Origin of the sequence: Rhodococcus sp. WMMA185 (assembly GCF_001767395.1) — a bacterium.
GTDB lineage: Bacteria > Actinomycetota > Actinomycetes > Mycobacteriales > Mycobacteriaceae > Rhodococcus_F.
Map to the genome: position 1 here is coordinate 2,655,886 of NZ_CP017014.1, position 14,597 is coordinate 2,670,482.

The 14,597-nt window shown below is 62.9% G+C and carries 13 protein-coding genes; 5 read left to right on the forward strand and 8 right to left on the reverse strand.

Features of this window, described 5'->3' with window-relative positions; all coding sequences use genetic code 11:
- The first annotated feature begins 78 nt into the window (after nucleotides 1-78).
- On the forward strand, nucleotides 79-1,077 hold the full coding sequence (locus tag BFN03_RS11880) for an MBL fold metallo-hydrolase (RefSeq protein ID WP_070379169.1): 999 nt from the start codon (nucleotides 79-81) through the stop codon (nucleotides 1,075-1,077).
- Nucleotides 1,078-1,117: 40 nt separating this feature from the next.
- On the opposite strand, the gene BFN03_RS11885 is transcribed toward BFN03_RS11880, so the two are convergent.
- From BFN03_RS11885 to BFN03_RS11895, 3 genes are all read right to left on the reverse strand, one after another.
- A complete protein-coding gene (locus tag BFN03_RS11885) occupies nucleotides 1,118-2,161 on the reverse strand; it encodes a DNA polymerase IV (protein ID WP_070379170.1) in 1,044 nt (347 codons plus the stop codon).
- Nucleotides 2,162-2,216: 55 nt separating this feature from the next.
- A complete protein-coding gene (locus tag BFN03_RS11890; RefSeq protein ID WP_070380861.1) occupies nucleotides 2,217-2,543 on the reverse strand; it encodes a hypothetical protein in 327 nt (108 codons plus the stop codon).
- A gap of 93 nt (nucleotides 2,544-2,636) precedes the next feature.
- Complete coding sequence (locus tag BFN03_RS11895; RefSeq protein ID WP_084385603.1) at nucleotides 2,637-3,980, reverse strand: glutamine synthetase family protein; 1,344 nt, start codon at nucleotides 3,978-3,980, stop codon at nucleotides 2,637-2,639.
- A 240-nt stretch (nucleotides 3,981-4,220) separates the two neighbouring features.
- On the opposite strand from BFN03_RS11895, the gene BFN03_RS11900 reads away from it, so the two are divergent.
- Nucleotides 4,221-5,981, forward strand: coding sequence for an aldehyde dehydrogenase family protein (locus tag BFN03_RS11900; protein WP_070380863.1), 1,761 nt, complete (start codon nucleotides 4,221-4,223; stop codon nucleotides 5,979-5,981).
- A 63-nt stretch (nucleotides 5,982-6,044) separates the two neighbouring features.
- The gene (locus BFN03_RS11905; protein ID WP_070379171.1) at nucleotides 6,045-7,634 is read left to right on the forward strand and encodes a GMC family oxidoreductase; all 1,590 of its coding nucleotides are present in this window, start codon (nucleotides 6,045-6,047) and stop codon (nucleotides 7,632-7,634) included.
- Nucleotides 7,635-7,641: 7 nt separating this feature from the next.
- Here BFN03_RS11905 and BFN03_RS11910 read toward each other — a convergent pair whose 3' ends face one another.
- On the reverse strand, nucleotides 7,642-8,325 hold the full coding sequence (locus BFN03_RS11910) for a C40 family peptidase (protein WP_070379172.1): 684 nt from the start codon (nucleotides 8,323-8,325) through the stop codon (nucleotides 7,642-7,644).
- Between the two features lie 256 nt (nucleotides 8,326-8,581).
- Between BFN03_RS11910 and BFN03_RS11915 the strand changes: the two genes are divergently transcribed.
- Nucleotides 8,582-9,472 carry an alpha/beta fold hydrolase gene (locus BFN03_RS11915; RefSeq protein ID WP_084385604.1) on the forward strand — a complete coding sequence of 297 codons (891 nt, stop codon included), beginning with the start codon at nucleotides 8,582-8,584 and terminating at the stop codon, nucleotides 9,470-9,472.
- Here the strand turns inward: BFN03_RS11915 and BFN03_RS11920 are convergent.
- Nucleotides 9,453-10,877 (reverse strand): aldehyde dehydrogenase family protein, encoded by a 1,425-nt coding sequence (locus tag BFN03_RS11920; RefSeq protein WP_070379173.1) that lies wholly within the window; start codon nucleotides 10,875-10,877, stop codon nucleotides 9,453-9,455. The genes BFN03_RS11915 and BFN03_RS11920 overlap by 20 nt on opposite strands.
- 78 nt (nucleotides 10,878-10,955) lie before the next feature.
- Here BFN03_RS11920 and BFN03_RS11925 point away from each other — a divergent pair, with 78 nt between their 5' ends.
- Nucleotides 10,956-11,603, forward strand: a complete 648-nt coding sequence (locus BFN03_RS11925; protein WP_070379174.1) for a DUF4232 domain-containing protein — start codon at nucleotides 10,956-10,958, stop codon at nucleotides 11,601-11,603.
- 49 nt (nucleotides 11,604-11,652) lie between these two features.
- Here BFN03_RS11925 and BFN03_RS11930 read toward each other — a convergent pair whose 3' ends face one another.
- Genes BFN03_RS11930 through BFN03_RS11940 form a run of 3 tightly spaced genes read right to left on the reverse strand, consistent with a single transcriptional unit; the run spans nucleotide 11,653 to nucleotide 14,586 of the window.
- Nucleotides 11,653-12,519: a PaaX family transcriptional regulator gene (locus tag BFN03_RS11930; protein WP_070379175.1), complete on the reverse strand. Its 867-nt coding sequence runs from the start codon at nucleotides 12,517-12,519 to the stop codon at nucleotides 11,653-11,655.
- Entirely contained in the window at nucleotides 12,500-13,732 is a 1,233-nt protein-coding gene (gene kynU, locus BFN03_RS11935; protein WP_070379176.1) for a kynureninase, read from the reverse strand. The genes BFN03_RS11930 and kynU overlap by 20 nt, the downstream gene beginning before the upstream one ends.
- Entirely contained in the window at nucleotides 13,732-14,586 is an 855-nt protein-coding gene (locus tag BFN03_RS11940; RefSeq protein WP_070379177.1) for a tryptophan 2,3-dioxygenase, read from the reverse strand. The genes kynU and BFN03_RS11940 overlap by 1 nt, the downstream gene beginning before the upstream one ends.
- Nucleotides 14,587-14,597 lie beyond the last annotated feature (11 nt).

A 14,597-nucleotide genomic window follows, 5' to 3' on the forward strand; every position in this document is an offset into this window, starting at 1 on the left:
CCTTGGCAGCAATGGGCACCGGAAATCGATGAAGTTGACCGGAATCGATAAGTTCATCCAGGCGAAGAGGGGATGCGTATGGACCAGGCGGCACCCATCGGCAACGGGATCTTTCAGATTCCGGTCCCGATCACGAACAACCCTCTCGGTCATACATTCGTGTACGCGATGGAATCGCCCGGCGGTTTGATCCTCGTCGACGCCGGCTGGGATGACGAGAACGCCTGGAACGGCCTCACCTCCGGACTCGAATCCATCGGGCACTCGGTCAAGGATGTGGAAGGCGTGGTACTGACCCACTTTCACCCCGACCACACGGGTCTGTGCGGGCGAGTACGGGAGGCGTCGGGCGCATGGATCGCGATGCACGAATCCGACCACGAGTTGTTCGCACAGATATCGACCAGCTTCGGCGCCGAGTGGATGACCTCCCACAAGGCCAACATGATGCGCGCCGGCGCGGGACCATCGGACCTCGGAGCATTCGAGGACATCGCGGCCACGAATCCTCCCGTCGGTCCCGCCTCCGCACCCGATCGTGTCTTGGTCGACAACGAGCTCATTTCCCTCACCGGCCGTGACCTGCGAGCTGTCTATACGCCCGGACACACCCCCGGCCACGTTTGCTTCTACCTAGAGCACGCCGACGTGATGTTCACCGGCGACCACATCCTGCAGAAGACCACGCCCCACGTCGGGAACTTCGTCTACCCACTCGAGGAGCGAGACGCGCTAGCCGAATTCGTCGACTCGCTGCGTCGTGTTCGGGCCATGAACATCACCCTCGGGCTCGGCGCCCACGGCATTCCGATCGACGATGTCGCGAGCCGGGCAGGCGAGTTGATCGAACACCACGAAGAGCGACTCGAACACCTGTACAGGGTCTTCGGCGATGATCAGATCACCGTGTGGCAGGTTGCCGAGCGCATGAAGTGGTACAAGCCTTGGGCGGACATCTCCCCGGTCGGTAAGGGCTTGGCGCTGTCCGAGGCAGCAGCGCACCTTCGGCACCTCGTGGCCCGCGATCTCGTAGCGCAGGTGCCAAACTCCGAGCCGGCAACCTTCGCTCGGCGCTGAGAACTGGAGTCTGCCAACGGGTGCGAGACCACTCCCGGGCTCACGTAGGCGGCGCCATTTCCAGCCGCACTCCGAGGAGCCGAACCTCTCGCCCGTGATCGAATCGATCGACCAGGGCCGCTGCACTATCGGCGATCACGTCCGCGTCGAATGTCGGATCTGTTATCGGCATACTCGCCGTGTGGGTATCGAAAGGGGCGTAGCGCACCTTCACCGTCACACGCACTGCCGGACGGTTCTCGGCGATGATGTCCTCCCTGACGCGATCTGCCAAACGGCGGACGTGCTCGGTGATCGACGGAAGGTCCACGAGGTTCTGTTGAAACGTGGTCTCACGACTGTGCGACTTCGCGACCCAGGGCTCGGCCGAAACCGCTGAATGATCTATTCCTCGCGCGATCCTGGCGTACCAGGGGCCCATGTTCGGACCGAGGACCGCTGCCAATTCACGATCGGGGGCTTCCGCCAACTGCTGGACCGTAAAAATACCTAGAGCAGCAAGCTTTTTCGAGGTCTTTCTACCGATTCCCCACAGCGCCTCGGGGCTACGCGCCCCCATGACGGCAAACCAATTCTCCTCAGTGAGCCGAAAAATACCCCGAGGCTTACCGAGATCGGTCGCAATCTTGGCGCGCAACTTGTTGTCACCGATACCCACCGAGCAGTGAAGACCGGTCGCGTCCAAGACGGTGTCGTGGACCGTTTCGGCGAACGATTCCGGGTCACTGGTCTCGACGTCGAGAAACGCCTCGTCCCAGCCCATCACTTCAACGACGACACCCAGCGTCCGCAAAGTGTCCATCACGACCGCCGACACCGCGCTGTAGGCCTCGGCATCGACGGGGAGAAATACCGCGTCGGGGATCCTGCGTGCAGCGGTTCGCAACGGCGTTCCGGAAACCACACCGAACTCGCGCGCTTCGTACGACGCCGTCGAAACCACGCCGCGCTCGGTGGGGTCTCCGCGACCACCCACCACAACAGGACGTCCCAACAGGTCAGGGTTGCGTAGAACCTCGACAGCGGCAATGAACTGGTCGAGATCGACATGAAGGACCCACCGACGAGTAGTCGGAGCGCTCATGTTCTCAGTATGCGAAATCCGCTGAGTGCATGGGCCCAATCAAGGAATCCACCCGCTAGTAGGGATTGACCACCCCTCTGTCGTCTTCACTCTGCGGTGAGTCACCCCCATTTACCGGCGGTGGGACTTCAGTGTTGGGATTGTCGCAATCCTGCAACTGACTGAATGGATTGACACCGAATCCGGGCACGTAGTCCCCCCAGAGGTCGTTGCATTCCTCCGGGTCGACGTCTTGCGAATCGTAGGGCTCCTGCACAAGGTAGCCCTGCGCACTCACCGGCACGGCGGAGTCGAGGGTACCGCCCCAGGCGACACCTGTTGCCCCCGATCCGAGCACGGTGATACTCGCCGCTATCGCGGCCAATCTCCTGCCCGTTCCCATGACTGCCTCCAATGACGTCATTGCCCTGACGAAGCGGTACCCAAAACGCAGGCAATCAATCCTCGGAGAGGCGATCTCCACAGAAAATCGACGTCAGCAGGTCCACGCGTACCGGAGTTGTCGTGTCACTTCCTCGACCGGCTTGTCGCGGTACTCGGAGTACTCGTAGCCCTTGACCGTGAGGAGGGCCTCCATGAGCAGCGAACCGAACAGATCCTGCGCGAGGGCTGACGACCGGAGCTCTGCGAGCATCTCCGACGGCGCGGTCGGTAGCAGTTCGACCGAGACCTCTTCGTCGGGATCGGCCGGGTTGACCGACACTTCGTTCGGGAGAGGAAGTTGATCAACGATTCCCGCATGCACGGCGCCGAGGATCGCGGCGCTGCTCAGGTACGGGTTCGCGGACGAATCGATCGGCTTGACTTCGAGGTTGGCGCCGTGTGGGTTCCCGGTGGTATCGGCGCACATCCGCACGGCTGCTTCGCGGTTCTCCAGACCCCAGCAGCGAAACGCACCCGCCCACATTCCCGGCCCCAATCGCAAGTGCGACAGTGCAGATCCCGCCAGGACCGCAACGAACTGAGGCAGGGCGCGCACGAGCCCGGCGATGGCAGCTTCGCCGTAAGGCGTCAACCCGTGCAGGCCGGAACCGCCCGACAGGATCGGCAGGCCTTCTCGGACGAACGACAAATGCTGATGGGCGCCGTTGCCAAAGTCGCCCGCGATCGCCATCGGTGCGAATGATGCTCGCAGCCCTCTCTCGCGTGCAGCCCGGCTGATCAGTACACGAGTGAGAACCAGGTTGTCCGCCGCACTGATGGGATCTGCGGGTGCAAGCGACACCTCGAACTGGTTGAGCCCTCCCTCAGCATGGATCTGGTCGATCGACAGCCCAGCCACGGATGCCGAGGCGAGTAGAGTTTCGATGAACTCTTCTTGCGCAAGAACGGCATTCAATCCATAGGACATCCATTCTTCCGGGGAAGTCGCGTCGAAGAGATTGAACTCGATCTCGTGCCCGATTCGGGCGCTCACACCGACCGCCGACAATCGATCCGTCGCGCGTTGCAACGCGGTCCGGGTGCACGTACTCGAGGGTGTCCCGTCCTGCTCGGTCAGGCATGCCGGCGCCCAGAACGTCCCACCACCCAGATTCCTCACGTCCTCTCGGTGAATCCGCAGGCGCAGATCGCCCACGACGGTCAACGCCGGAATCAACGCGGTGTGGTTGTCGACGCAGTAAACACTCCAAGACGGTGAAGCGCCCGCACCGGATTCGATGAAAGAGTCCAGTCTCGACATCGGGAACACCTTCGCCCGAGCCACCCCGGCCAGGTCGACGACCGAGCCGACGATGCGGTCGGTGGGGCCGAAGCCGCCATCATCGCCCCCGATCACGGACTCGTCGCGGACAAAGCTCTCGGGGTGGCTTCCCATTGCACTACCTCACTCGTTCGACGTACCCGACTGACCAGGGCTAATGCGAGCATAGGCTCAGAAGCCGATCCCGCGACGATTCTCGTCGACCCCGCACCATCATTGCAGCGCCGACATTGGCGCCAGATTCCGTGGCGCCGCAACCTTCGGAAGACGACAATCGATGTTGAACACCACAGAAGCGTTCCGCTCTCGGTGGTGTCCTCATCTGTCCACTCGACGCGAGCGGAGTTGTCCACAGTGAGCACGTCAGAACCGAGTACATCAGACCACGGGGCCACCTCTTCGACACCCGATGCCGTCTCGGCCCACCCCGACGTCGATGCCGCACTCGTCGACCTCGCGGAAGGAGAGAAGACATGGGGCGCCCTTTCGCTGGCGGATCACGGGCGATTGCTCGACAAAGTGCGCGACCTCGCAGTGCGGAACGCCGAAGCCTGGGTGGACGCCGCAGTGGAGATCAAGGGTCTGGACCCCAAGTCTGCGCTGGTCGGTGAGGAATGGATGTCGGGGCCGTACCCGCTTGCCATCAGTGCCGCGGCATTGTCTGCAAGCTTGGCGAAACTGGACGCCGGAACCAGTCCGCTCGACGACGCCACATTCGGCACAGGGCCCGGCGGCCGCGTCACCGTCAAGGTCCTGCCGCTCGACATCTTCGACACGCTGCTCCTCAGCGGCTTCAGCGCTGAAGTCTGGCTGCAGGAGGGAATCGATCGTGCGACCGCGCAGCACGATGCCGGACTGGCCCAGCGCAACCCCTCACGGACACAGGGGGTCGGTGTCGTTCTCGGCGCAGGGAACATCACGTCGATCGCACCACTCGACACCCTGTACGAGCTGATCGCGCACAACCGTGTGGTCGCACTCAAACTCAACCCCATCACAGATCCGCTGCTTCCCGTCCTGGAACGCGTTCTGGAACCGCTGATTTCGATCGGGGCGGTCCGAATATTGACCGGCGGTGCGGACGTCGGGACGTATCTGGTGCACCATGCCCTCGTGGACCACGTCCACATGACCGGCAGCGCGCTCACCCACGATGCCATCGTGTTCGGCACCGGCGAAGAGGGTGCTCGCCGCAAGGCAGCGAACGAACCCATTCTCGACAAGCCCATCTCCAGCGAGCTCGGCGGTGTCTCACCGACCATCGTGTTGCCCGGCGAATGGAGCAGTGCCGACATCAAGTTCCAGGCCGAGCACGTGGCCACGCAACGATTGCACAACGGCGGCTACAACTGCGTCGCGTCGCAGGCCGTGATCGTTTCGTCCGAATGGAAACAGCGGGACCAGTTCGTGTCCGCCCTGCGTGACGCTCTCGATCGGGCCCCTGACCGCTCCCCCTACTATCCCGGAAGTGATTCCCGCGTAGCCGGTGCCACCGAGAAGTTTCCGTCGGCGACGCACCTGGGGAAGAACGGCGGGCGGGTTCTGGTCACGGATCTGGACCTCGACCAGTACACACCACTTCTTCAGACGGAGTATTTTGCCCCGGTGCTGGGTGTGATCGATCTTCCTTATGGGGGCGCCGAGTTCGCCACGCGGGCAGCTGACCTGGCGAACGACGATTTCGCCGGTACCCTCGGAATCAATATCATTGCCGCACCCAAGACCATCCGTTCGATGGGTTCGCAGTTCGAGTCACTTCTCGAACGCCTGCGGTACGGGACCATCGCCATCAATGCGTGGACGGCGGTCGGATACCTCACCCCCAGCGCGACCTGGGGGGCGTTCCCGGGGCACACCATCGACGACGTCCAGAGCGGGATCGGAGTGGTGCACAACGCGCTCCTCATCGACCGCCCCGAACGCACAATCGTGCGCGGCCCCTTCCGGCCGTCCCCCCGGTCGGTCTTGGGCGGCGAGATGTCCATCTCCCCTAAGCCGCCATGGTTCGTGAACAACCGTACTGCTGCCACGACCGCCCGTCTGCTGACAGGATTTGCCGGTTCCCGTTCATGGACTCGACTTCCGGCGATCTTTGCGTCTGCCCTTCGCGGATGACGGGGTCCGCACTTTCCGTCCCCCATCCCCGTCCCCCATCCCCGTTCTAAGTGGAGGCGAACGATGAACCAGGAACTGTCGGTGGCCGATTACGTGATCGTAGGGTCGGGTTCGGCGGGAGCCGTGCTGGCCGATCGCCTCAGCTCGTACTCGGCCAACTCGGTCGTGGTCCTCGAAGCCGGTCCCGTGGACAAGGACAAGTTCGCCCACATTCCCGCCGCTTTCTCGAAACTGTTTCGCAGCGAACTGGATTGGGACTATCTCACCGAACCGCAGCCTGGCTTGGGAGGGCGCCGAATCTATTGGCCTCGCGGCAAGATGCTCGGCGGCTCGTCGTCGATGAACGCCATGATGTGGGTACGTGGATTCGCATCCGATTACGACGAGTGGGCCGAACTCACAGACGAGTCGTGGTCGTTCGCAGAAGTCGCCAAGTACTACCGTCGCATCGAGAGCGTGCAGGACGCTACCCAGGCCAACCAAGGGAACATCGGACCGATCGCGGTCTCGCACCAGCGCAGCCCGCGCGCCCTCACCGGGGACTTCCTCGAAGCCGTCAAGGAAGTCGGATACCCGATCGAGCGGGCGAACAAAGACCGGCCCGAAGGTTTTTCCCAGACCATGGTCACTCAGAAGCGGGGCACACGATGGAGCACCGCCGACGCCTACCTCAGACCGGCCCTTACCCGGAAGAACCTGACCGTCGTCACCGACGCGCAGGCTACCCGGGTTCTCTTCGACGGGTCGGCTGCCGTCGGCGTCGAATACGAGAAGGACGGCACTCGGCGCACGGTGCGCGCCGCAAAGGAGGTGGTACTTGCCGCCGGTGCCATCAACACACCCCAACTCCTCATGCTCTCGGGTATCGGTGACGAAGCCCAACTGCGTGAGCACGGAATCTCGGTGCAGCACCACGCTCCAGGGGTCGGGAAGAATCTGCTCGATCATCTCGTGTCGTTTCTCGGATACGGTGCCGAATCGGACACCCTGTTCACGGCGGAGAAGATCCCGGAGTTACTCAACTACCTGACCCGCCGTCGGGGCATGCTCACTTCGAATGTCGGTGAGGCATACGGCTTCACGCGTAGTCGTGACGATCTGACTCTGCCCGATCTGGAACTGATCTTCGCGCCGGGACCGTTCTTCGACGAGGCGCTCGTTCCCCCGACCTGTCACGGTGTGGTGATCGGAGCCATCCTGCTCAGGCCCGAGAGTCGCGGAGAAATCTCGCTCAGGTCGGCCGATCCGTTCGCCAAACCGATCATCGACCCCCGCTATCTCAGTGACAGAGGCGGCGCGGACCGGAAAGCAATGCTCGAAGGACTGCGACAGTGCGAGGAGTTGGCATCGGCTCCTGCACTGAAGGCGAAGCTGGGTAACATGATTCGTCCTACGGTGTCGCCGGGAACGCCGCCCGAGGAGACGCTTTCCCGAGCGCTCGAGGAGAACGCCCAAACGCTCTACCACCCGGTCGGAACGTGCCGAATGGGTAGCGATTCCGCCAGCGTCGTCACCCCGCAACTTCGAGTGCGCGGCGTCGACAAATTGCGTGTCGCCGACGCGTCGATCATGCCGACCCTTGTGCGCGGGCACACCCACGCTCCATCAGTGCTCATCGGTGAACGGGCGTCAGACCTGATCCGCAACTCGTAGGGCGCTGCTAGAAACGTCGTGCAGCGTAGAACGGCATCGAATCGAGTGGCGCCTCTTTCACGGGCTGCCCGCTGGTGGATGCGTGTACGACCATGCCGTTTCCTTCGAACAGCGCAACGTGCTCTGCGCCGTTGAACAGAACGACATCACCCGGGCGCAAGCTGTTCCGGTCCACAGGTATCCCGGCGTTCACCTGGTCATAGGTGGTTCGCGGAACCGATACACCCGCCTGCCGATAGGCCCACTGAACCAGCCCGGAACAGTCGAACGCATTGGGACCTGTCGCGCCCCACACGTAGGGTGACCCGATCTTCGACTTGGCCGCGGCAAGAGCTCGTGCACCGTGAGTGACCACTGGCGCCGGCGGTGGCTCCGGCGCCGGGAGTGGCTTCTGTACCGGGAGCGGCGGGAGTGGCTTCGGCGCCAAGAATGGTGGGAGTGGCGGCGGAGGGGGCGGCGGCGGAGGGGGCGGCGGCGGAGGGGGCGGCGGCGGTGGCTCCAGGTTCAGCTGTGAGGGCATTGGCGGCAGACCCGGTATGTCGAACGTTCCGATTCCAGGGATGGTCACGGGCGCTGCCGCGGCCGAGGCAACGGGAAGCAAGGACACCCCCATTCCCATGCCAGCGGCGACCAGGAATCCGCCTGTTGATTTCCGCAGATGATTGCTTCGACGCAATCTGTGCTTGGCCATTGAGCTAGGTCCTTCGGATTTCAGATGGTGTCAAAGTGAGATTCCATACACTCGGACGAGACTCTTATAACATTCCGGTCACAACTGGAACACGCAACGGTCACCTTGCCCACAAGCATGCCTATCCATATGATATGCGGATGCCCGTTCTGGAGAGCAAAACCCACGGTCTTACCCAACAACGAGTAAAAATAGGTACGCCTATGGGTAATTCGACCGGTCCCAACACCCAGGCACTTAGCCCACGCTTTGTTACATGTCTGTGACCCAAATCATCGAACCCGACGTCTTCGAAGCTCCCGGCGTCGACGAGGCACCGGCCCTCCGAATCGCAGGGCAGGGTCCACCCGTCGTCTTCGTACACGGATGGGGTGCTACCCCTCGCGTGTACAAGCGTTGCCTCACCAGGCTTGCCGAGCGGGGGCATCGGCTGATCACCCCGACGCTCCCCGGCTTCGGCGGGACTCCGGACCTCCCGCCGGAGGAACGCTCGATCGCTGGGTACGCGGCCTGGCTGGGCCGATACCTCGACGATGCCGGTATCAGCGAGCCAGTGGTCCTGGTCGGCCACTCCTTCGGCGGGGGCATCTCCATTCAGGCCGCCCACGACCTTCCGGGCCGAGTCGCTCGACTCGTTCTCGTCAACTCCGTCGGCGGAGGACAGTGGTCTCCCGATGGCTCGGGGGTCCATCCCATCGACGAAAGACCTATCTGGGATTGGGGCGCTTCGGCGCTCGGCGAGGCGCTGCCGTTCAAGACCATGGCGCAGACGGCGACGTCGCTGGTCGCCGGCTTCATACCGAATGTGCTGCGCGACCCCGGCGCCACATGGCGTACGGCGCATCTCGCAAGGCGCGCGGACCTACGCCGCGAACTCGCCGTCCTCGCAGATCGCGGACTACCCGTCACCCTGCTGTGGGGACGAGGAGACCGTGTGATCCCGGCCGCCAGCTTTCATTCGATCAGAAAAGCGCTCCGTAACCCACAGGTACTGATGGTGAAGGGTGGGCACGGATGGCTGATACACGACTCCGCCACCTTCGCTGATTCCATCAGAGGGATACTTCACGCCGATTCGGTAGCTGACCGGCGCAACAAGCGGTCAACGACGAAGCAGTCGAAACTGTCTATCGCTGGATTGACTTGATCTCGAGGAACTCCTCGAACCCGAGCACCCCCGCCTCACGGCCGACTCCCGACTGTTTGTATCCCCCGAACGGAGCGTTGGTGTTGAAGGCCCCCCCGTTCACCTCAACCTGTCCAGCGCGCAACTGACGCGCCACGCGGTCCGCACGCTCCTGGTCACCGGACCAGACGCCGGCTGCGAGACCGTACACGGTTCCGTTGGCGATCCGGATGGCATCGTCCTCGTCCCGATACCCGATGATCGAGAGGACGGGACCGAATATTTCCTCCTTGGCAATCGTCATGTCCTCAGTGACACCGCTGAATACGGTAGGCCCGACGAAGTAGCCCGAGTCCTGACCAGTCTCTCGGCCGTCGAGTACAGCCTGTGCACCCTCGGCAATACCCTGCTCGATGTAGTTGCGGACCCTCTTCAATTGATTCGAGTTCACCAACGGCCCGAGCGATGACGTGGCGGATGTCGGATCGCCGACAGAATAGTTCTGCGCCGCCTGGACCGCGATGGCAGCGGCTTCCTCCGCCTTGTCCGACGGAACGAGCATCCTGGTGAGCGCCGAACACGTCTGACCGGAGTTCATGAAGCACTTGGCCACACCATCGGTGACGGCCTTCGTTAGATCTGCGTCGTCGAGAATGACGTTCGCGGATTTGCCGCCCAGTTCGAGCGCAACCTTCTTGACCGTCTCGGCCGCGACCACCGCAACTCGCCTGCCTGCCCGGGTGGAACCGGTGAAGGAAACCATGTCGACCTCTGGATGCCCCGCGATGGCCTCGCCCACGACGGGCCCGTAACCACTGACGAGGTTGAACACGCCTGCCGGCAGGCCGACTTCGTCGAAGACCTCCGCGAGCGCATAGCTGGCCAGCGGCGCCACCTCGGTGGGTTTGAGCACTACCGTGCAGCCTGCGGCCAGGGCTCCTCCCACTTTGAGAATTACCTGGTGGAGCGGAAAATTCCACGGAGTGATCGCCCCGACGACTCCGATCGGCTCACGCACGACCTGTGAATTTCCCACTTCATGCGCGTCGAAGTCGTAGGTGGTGGCGAGTTCGGCAAAGGCAGCGAGATTGGCGAGCGGCATGCCGATCTGAACCGGCTTGGCAAGCGCGAGAGGCATACCCATATCCCGCGAAACCAGCGCGGAAAACTCCTCGATTCGCTCTTTGATGATGGCGGCCGCCTTGGCGAGGTACTCGCCGCGTTCCTTGCCACTGAGCGCCGACCATGCCGGAAAGGCTGCGCGAGCAGCCGCCGCAGCTCGATCGACATCTTCGGGAGTGCCCTCTGCGACCCGCGCGATTACCTCCTCGGTGGCCGGATTCAACACCTCGATACGGCCTGAGCCCTGCGAATCGATCCACGACCCGCCGACATAAATCTTGGTCCGGTCCTGAACTCCACTCATCGCTCAGCCTCCATGACAGCATCGAGTATCCCCATCCGACGCGAGCTTATACCCGAAACCGAAACGCAGGAGCCAGCAATGGTCGAGCAATCACCTTTATCTGCCCTTGTCGCGGCACTCGGACTCTTCGCCGTACTCACCGCCTCAGGGTGTGGGGCGGACGAGTCCGGAACTGGCCAAATTTCCCCGGACAGTTCGACCGAGGCGACCTCGAAAGCTACCGGCACAGCCTCCCCGACCGCCGGCACTGCCTTACCGTCATCGGAGAGCACGCCTCCGGCAACGGGCGGGGCGACTCCGCGCTCCGACCGCTGTCTCGTCGATGAACTGAGGGTGACGGTCGGCCACGTCGAAGGGGCCGCCGGGTCCCAGGAGATCTCGCTCGATTTCACCAACACAGGCAGCCGCACCTGCATTCTGCAGGGATACCCCGGGGTGTCATACGTAGCAGCACCGGGCGGTGCGCAGGTGGGATCCGCCGCTACCCGGGACGACGGGTCGGGAAGTCCGGTGACAGTAACCCCGGGTGCGAGTGTGACCGCCGCCGTGCGCGCCACGGTCGTGCAGAATTATCCAGCCGAGACGTGCGGACCCGCACCGGTGGCCGGATTCCGGGTCTATCCACCCGGCGACACCGGATCTGTGTTCGTCCCCTACCCCTCCACCGGGTGCTCGCAGACAGGGATCGGTGTCGACCAGCTGTCGGTACGCCCAGTGACGGGATGACGTTTCCGCCCGATCGAGAGGCGGGATCACGTCCTGATGCGGCCGCCACCTAGGTCAGCACTCCACCCTGAATGCTTCGCGCCCAGCCCCGGCTGGGCGCGAGGTAGCGGTCCCGGGCTGAAGCGAACAAACGAACGCTGTCGGATCCGGGCCAGTTGTCGGGCAGCATCGCGGTCGGCAGGCCAGGATCGACATACGGAATGATGCGCCACTCGTCGAGCAGTGGAACGAAACGGACGAACGCTTCGCGCGGCGAAACGTCTTCTCCGGCATCAAGTCTCCATTGGTGGTGCTCGAGAAACTCTCGGTGGCGAGCAGCGAGGGCTTCGAGATCCCACCACCGTGCCGCTGCGTCTCCCATCGAGCCGGGCACGAACAACGAGGTGGTCAGGAACGTCGTCACGAATTCGGAAAGACCCAATGCGTCGACGACACCCGCTATCTCACGCGCGAGATACTCAGGGGCGATCCACAGCCCGGGAGACACGGTTCCACATCCGATCCAGCCGAGCCTTCTGCGTAGCTGGTACCGCGCCGCCCGTTGGGATTCTGGGATGGTAAAGGAGATCAACCGCCACGGATCGCCTTCCCTCATCTGGCGAAAGGTGAAGATTCTTCGATCTCCGCGAGCGAACATCCCCTCGGCCTGCTCTGTCACCTCGTACACGCCTCGTCCGTCACGTACGCGTGGCACGAGCACGCCCTTCTTCTTCAGGCGTGTCACCGCTATGCGTGTCGATTCGGGAGGGACGCCGACGGCGCGCATCAGTTCTACGAAATCGGCGATGACCACCGATCCGCCGAAGTCACGCACGTAGGCGCCGAGGACGGTTCGAATCAGCGATGTTGCGCTGCCGGGACGCGAATCGAAATCGTCGAGGATCGCGCTCGCAGGCTCAGTCGGCGAGTTCGTCACGGATCGCTCCAACCCCGACACACACCTCGCGGAAGCTCGTACTCAACGGACTGAGACCAAGGCGCAGTCCCCGGGGTGCTCGAAAGTCCGGAATGACGCCCTTGTGCCAAAGCCGCGCGATCACGGACTCGAACCGAGGGTGATCGATGATGATGTGCCCACCTCGCTCGGCAGCATCCTCTGGTGATCCGATCTCCACATCAAGTGGAACCAGCAACTCGCGCACCAGTTCGAGCGCGTACTCGGTCAGCGCGACGGACTTGGCCCGAACCGCCCCCATCCCCACCTCTTCGATGAGGTTCAGGGTGTCCTGCAGGGCGATCATGCCCAGGATCGGCGGCGTCCCGCTGATCACCCGACGTATGCCCGGCGCCGGCTCGTAGCCCTGTGCCATCGCGAACGAATCGTCGCGGCCCATCCAACCCCAGATCGGCTGCACGAAGTCCCGCTGGTACTCGGCACGAACATAGGCGAACGCAGGCGATCCCGGACCGCCGTTCAGATATTTGTAGGTACACCCGACCGCCAGATCTACGCCCCATTTGTCGAGTTCGAGTGGAACCGAGCCCACCGAGTGGCACAGATCGAGCAGCAGAAGCGCACCTACCTCGTGCGTCACGCGAGCGATTGCAGCGGCGTCGAGCAGATATCCTGAGCGGTACGAGACATGACTGAGAACGACGAGCGCCGTCTGGTCGGAGACGGAAGCCGACAGCTGGTCTACGCTGACGCCGCCACGTCGATCCGAGTCGATCCACCGCAACGTCAGACCCAATTCTTCGGCGATGGACTCCATTACATACCGGTCCGTCGGAAAGTTGTCGCGGTCCACGACGATCTCGGATCGACCCGGCCGCAATGCAAGTGCCCCCCGCGCCAGCTTGTACAGCAGGACGGTCGTCGAATCGCCGATGGTGGTCTGCCCCGCGGCCGCTCCGAGAGTCACGGCGGCGAGGGTGTCACCGATCGTGATCGGAAGCTCGTACCACTGCTCATCCCATCCGCGAATGAGCCGGCCGCCCCATGAGTTGGTGACGAACGAGTTGATCCGTTCGGCGCTCGCCTTGGTGGGGCGACCGAGCGAGTTCCCGTCGAGGTAAGCCGATACCGACGGATCGTCCACACCGATGAACAGATCCCGGTAGGCACGGAGCGGATCGGAAGCATCGAGGGTTTCGGCCCGGTCCAGCAGTGAACTATTCGAGAGTGTCATCAGCGTCCGATCTCAGTGCGAACGGCCAGTAACTCGGGGAAGAAAGTCAGCTCGAGTGCCTTCTGTAGGAATCCCACTCCGCTCGATCCTCCCGTTCCGGACTTCATGCCAATGGTCCGGAGCACCGTGCGCATGTGGCGGAAGCGCCAGAGCTGGAAGTTCTCCTCGAGGTCGACGAACTCTTCGAAAGACTCGTAGACCTCCCAGTGCTCGTCATTGTTCTCGTAAATGTGGATGACGAGTGGCATCAATTCCTCGTTCATTGTGTATGCCACGCTGACGTCGCGATGGAGAGTTGATGCGGGTACGTCGTAGCCGCGCCGAGCGAGACAGCGCCAGAACGCATCGTAGAGACTCGGCTCTTCGAGGAGTTTGGCCAGCAGATCGTGTGCAGCGCTGTCGGATTCGAAGACCTGCAGCATGTCCGCGTTCTTGTTGCCGAGCACGAACTCCACCGCGCGGTACTGATAGGACTGAAAGCCGGACGAGTTGCCGAGGAAATGACGAAACTCCGAGTACTCGGTCGGTGTCAGCGTCGCGAGCACCGACCATTGCTCGGTCAGTGTCTTCTGGATGTGCTTCACTCTCGCCACGCACTTGAGCGCTCTGCCGATATCGTCCTCATCGAAAGCAGTTCTGGCAGCAAGCGTCTCGTGCAGGACGAGCTTGAGCCAGAGTTCGGTGGTCTGATGCGCAATGATGAACAGCAACTCGTCGTGATGTTCCGGCCGACTGACCGGTTTCTGCGCGCTCAACAGCGTGTCCAGGTCGAGATACGAACCGTAGCTCATCCGGGATCCGAAGTCGGTGACTATGCCCTTCTCCATGGCCCTGGTGTTTGCATGCACGCTCATGACGATCCTCG

Coding starts and splice junctions, on each gene's coding strand:
- BFN03_RS11880 (WP_070379169.1), top strand. CDS start 79: ATGGACCAGGCGGCACCCATCGGCAACGGGATCTTTCAGATTCCGGTC.
- BFN03_RS11885 (WP_070379170.1), bottom strand. CDS start 2,161: ATGAGCGCTCCGACTACTCGTCGGTGGGTCCTTCATGTCGATCTCGAC.
- BFN03_RS11890 (WP_070380861.1), bottom strand. CDS start 2,543: ATGGGAACGGGCAGGAGATTGGCCGCGATAGCGGCGAGTATCACCGTG.
- BFN03_RS11895 (WP_084385603.1), bottom strand. CDS start 3,980: ATGGGAAGCCACCCCGAGAGCTTTGTCCGCGACGAGTCCGTGATCGGG.
- BFN03_RS11905 (WP_070379171.1), top strand. CDS start 6,045: ATGAACCAGGAACTGTCGGTGGCCGATTACGTGATCGTAGGGTCGGGT.
- BFN03_RS11910 (WP_070379172.1), bottom strand. CDS start 8,325: ATGGCCAAGCACAGATTGCGTCGAAGCAATCATCTGCGGAAATCAACA.
- BFN03_RS11915 (WP_084385604.1), top strand. CDS start 8,582: ATGTCTGTGACCCAAATCATCGAACCCGACGTCTTCGAAGCTCCCGGC.
- BFN03_RS11920 (WP_070379173.1), bottom strand. CDS start 10,877: ATGAGTGGAGTTCAGGACCGGACCAAGATTTATGTCGGCGGGTCGTGG.
- BFN03_RS11925 (WP_070379174.1), top strand. CDS start 10,956: ATGGTCGAGCAATCACCTTTATCTGCCCTTGTCGCGGCACTCGGACTC.
- kynU (WP_070379176.1), bottom strand. CDS start 13,732: ATGACACTCTCGAATAGTTCACTGCTGGACCGGGCCGAAACCCTCGAT.
- BFN03_RS11940 (WP_070379177.1), bottom strand. CDS start 14,586: ATGAGCGTGCATGCAAACACCAGGGCCATGGAGAAGGGCATAGTCACC.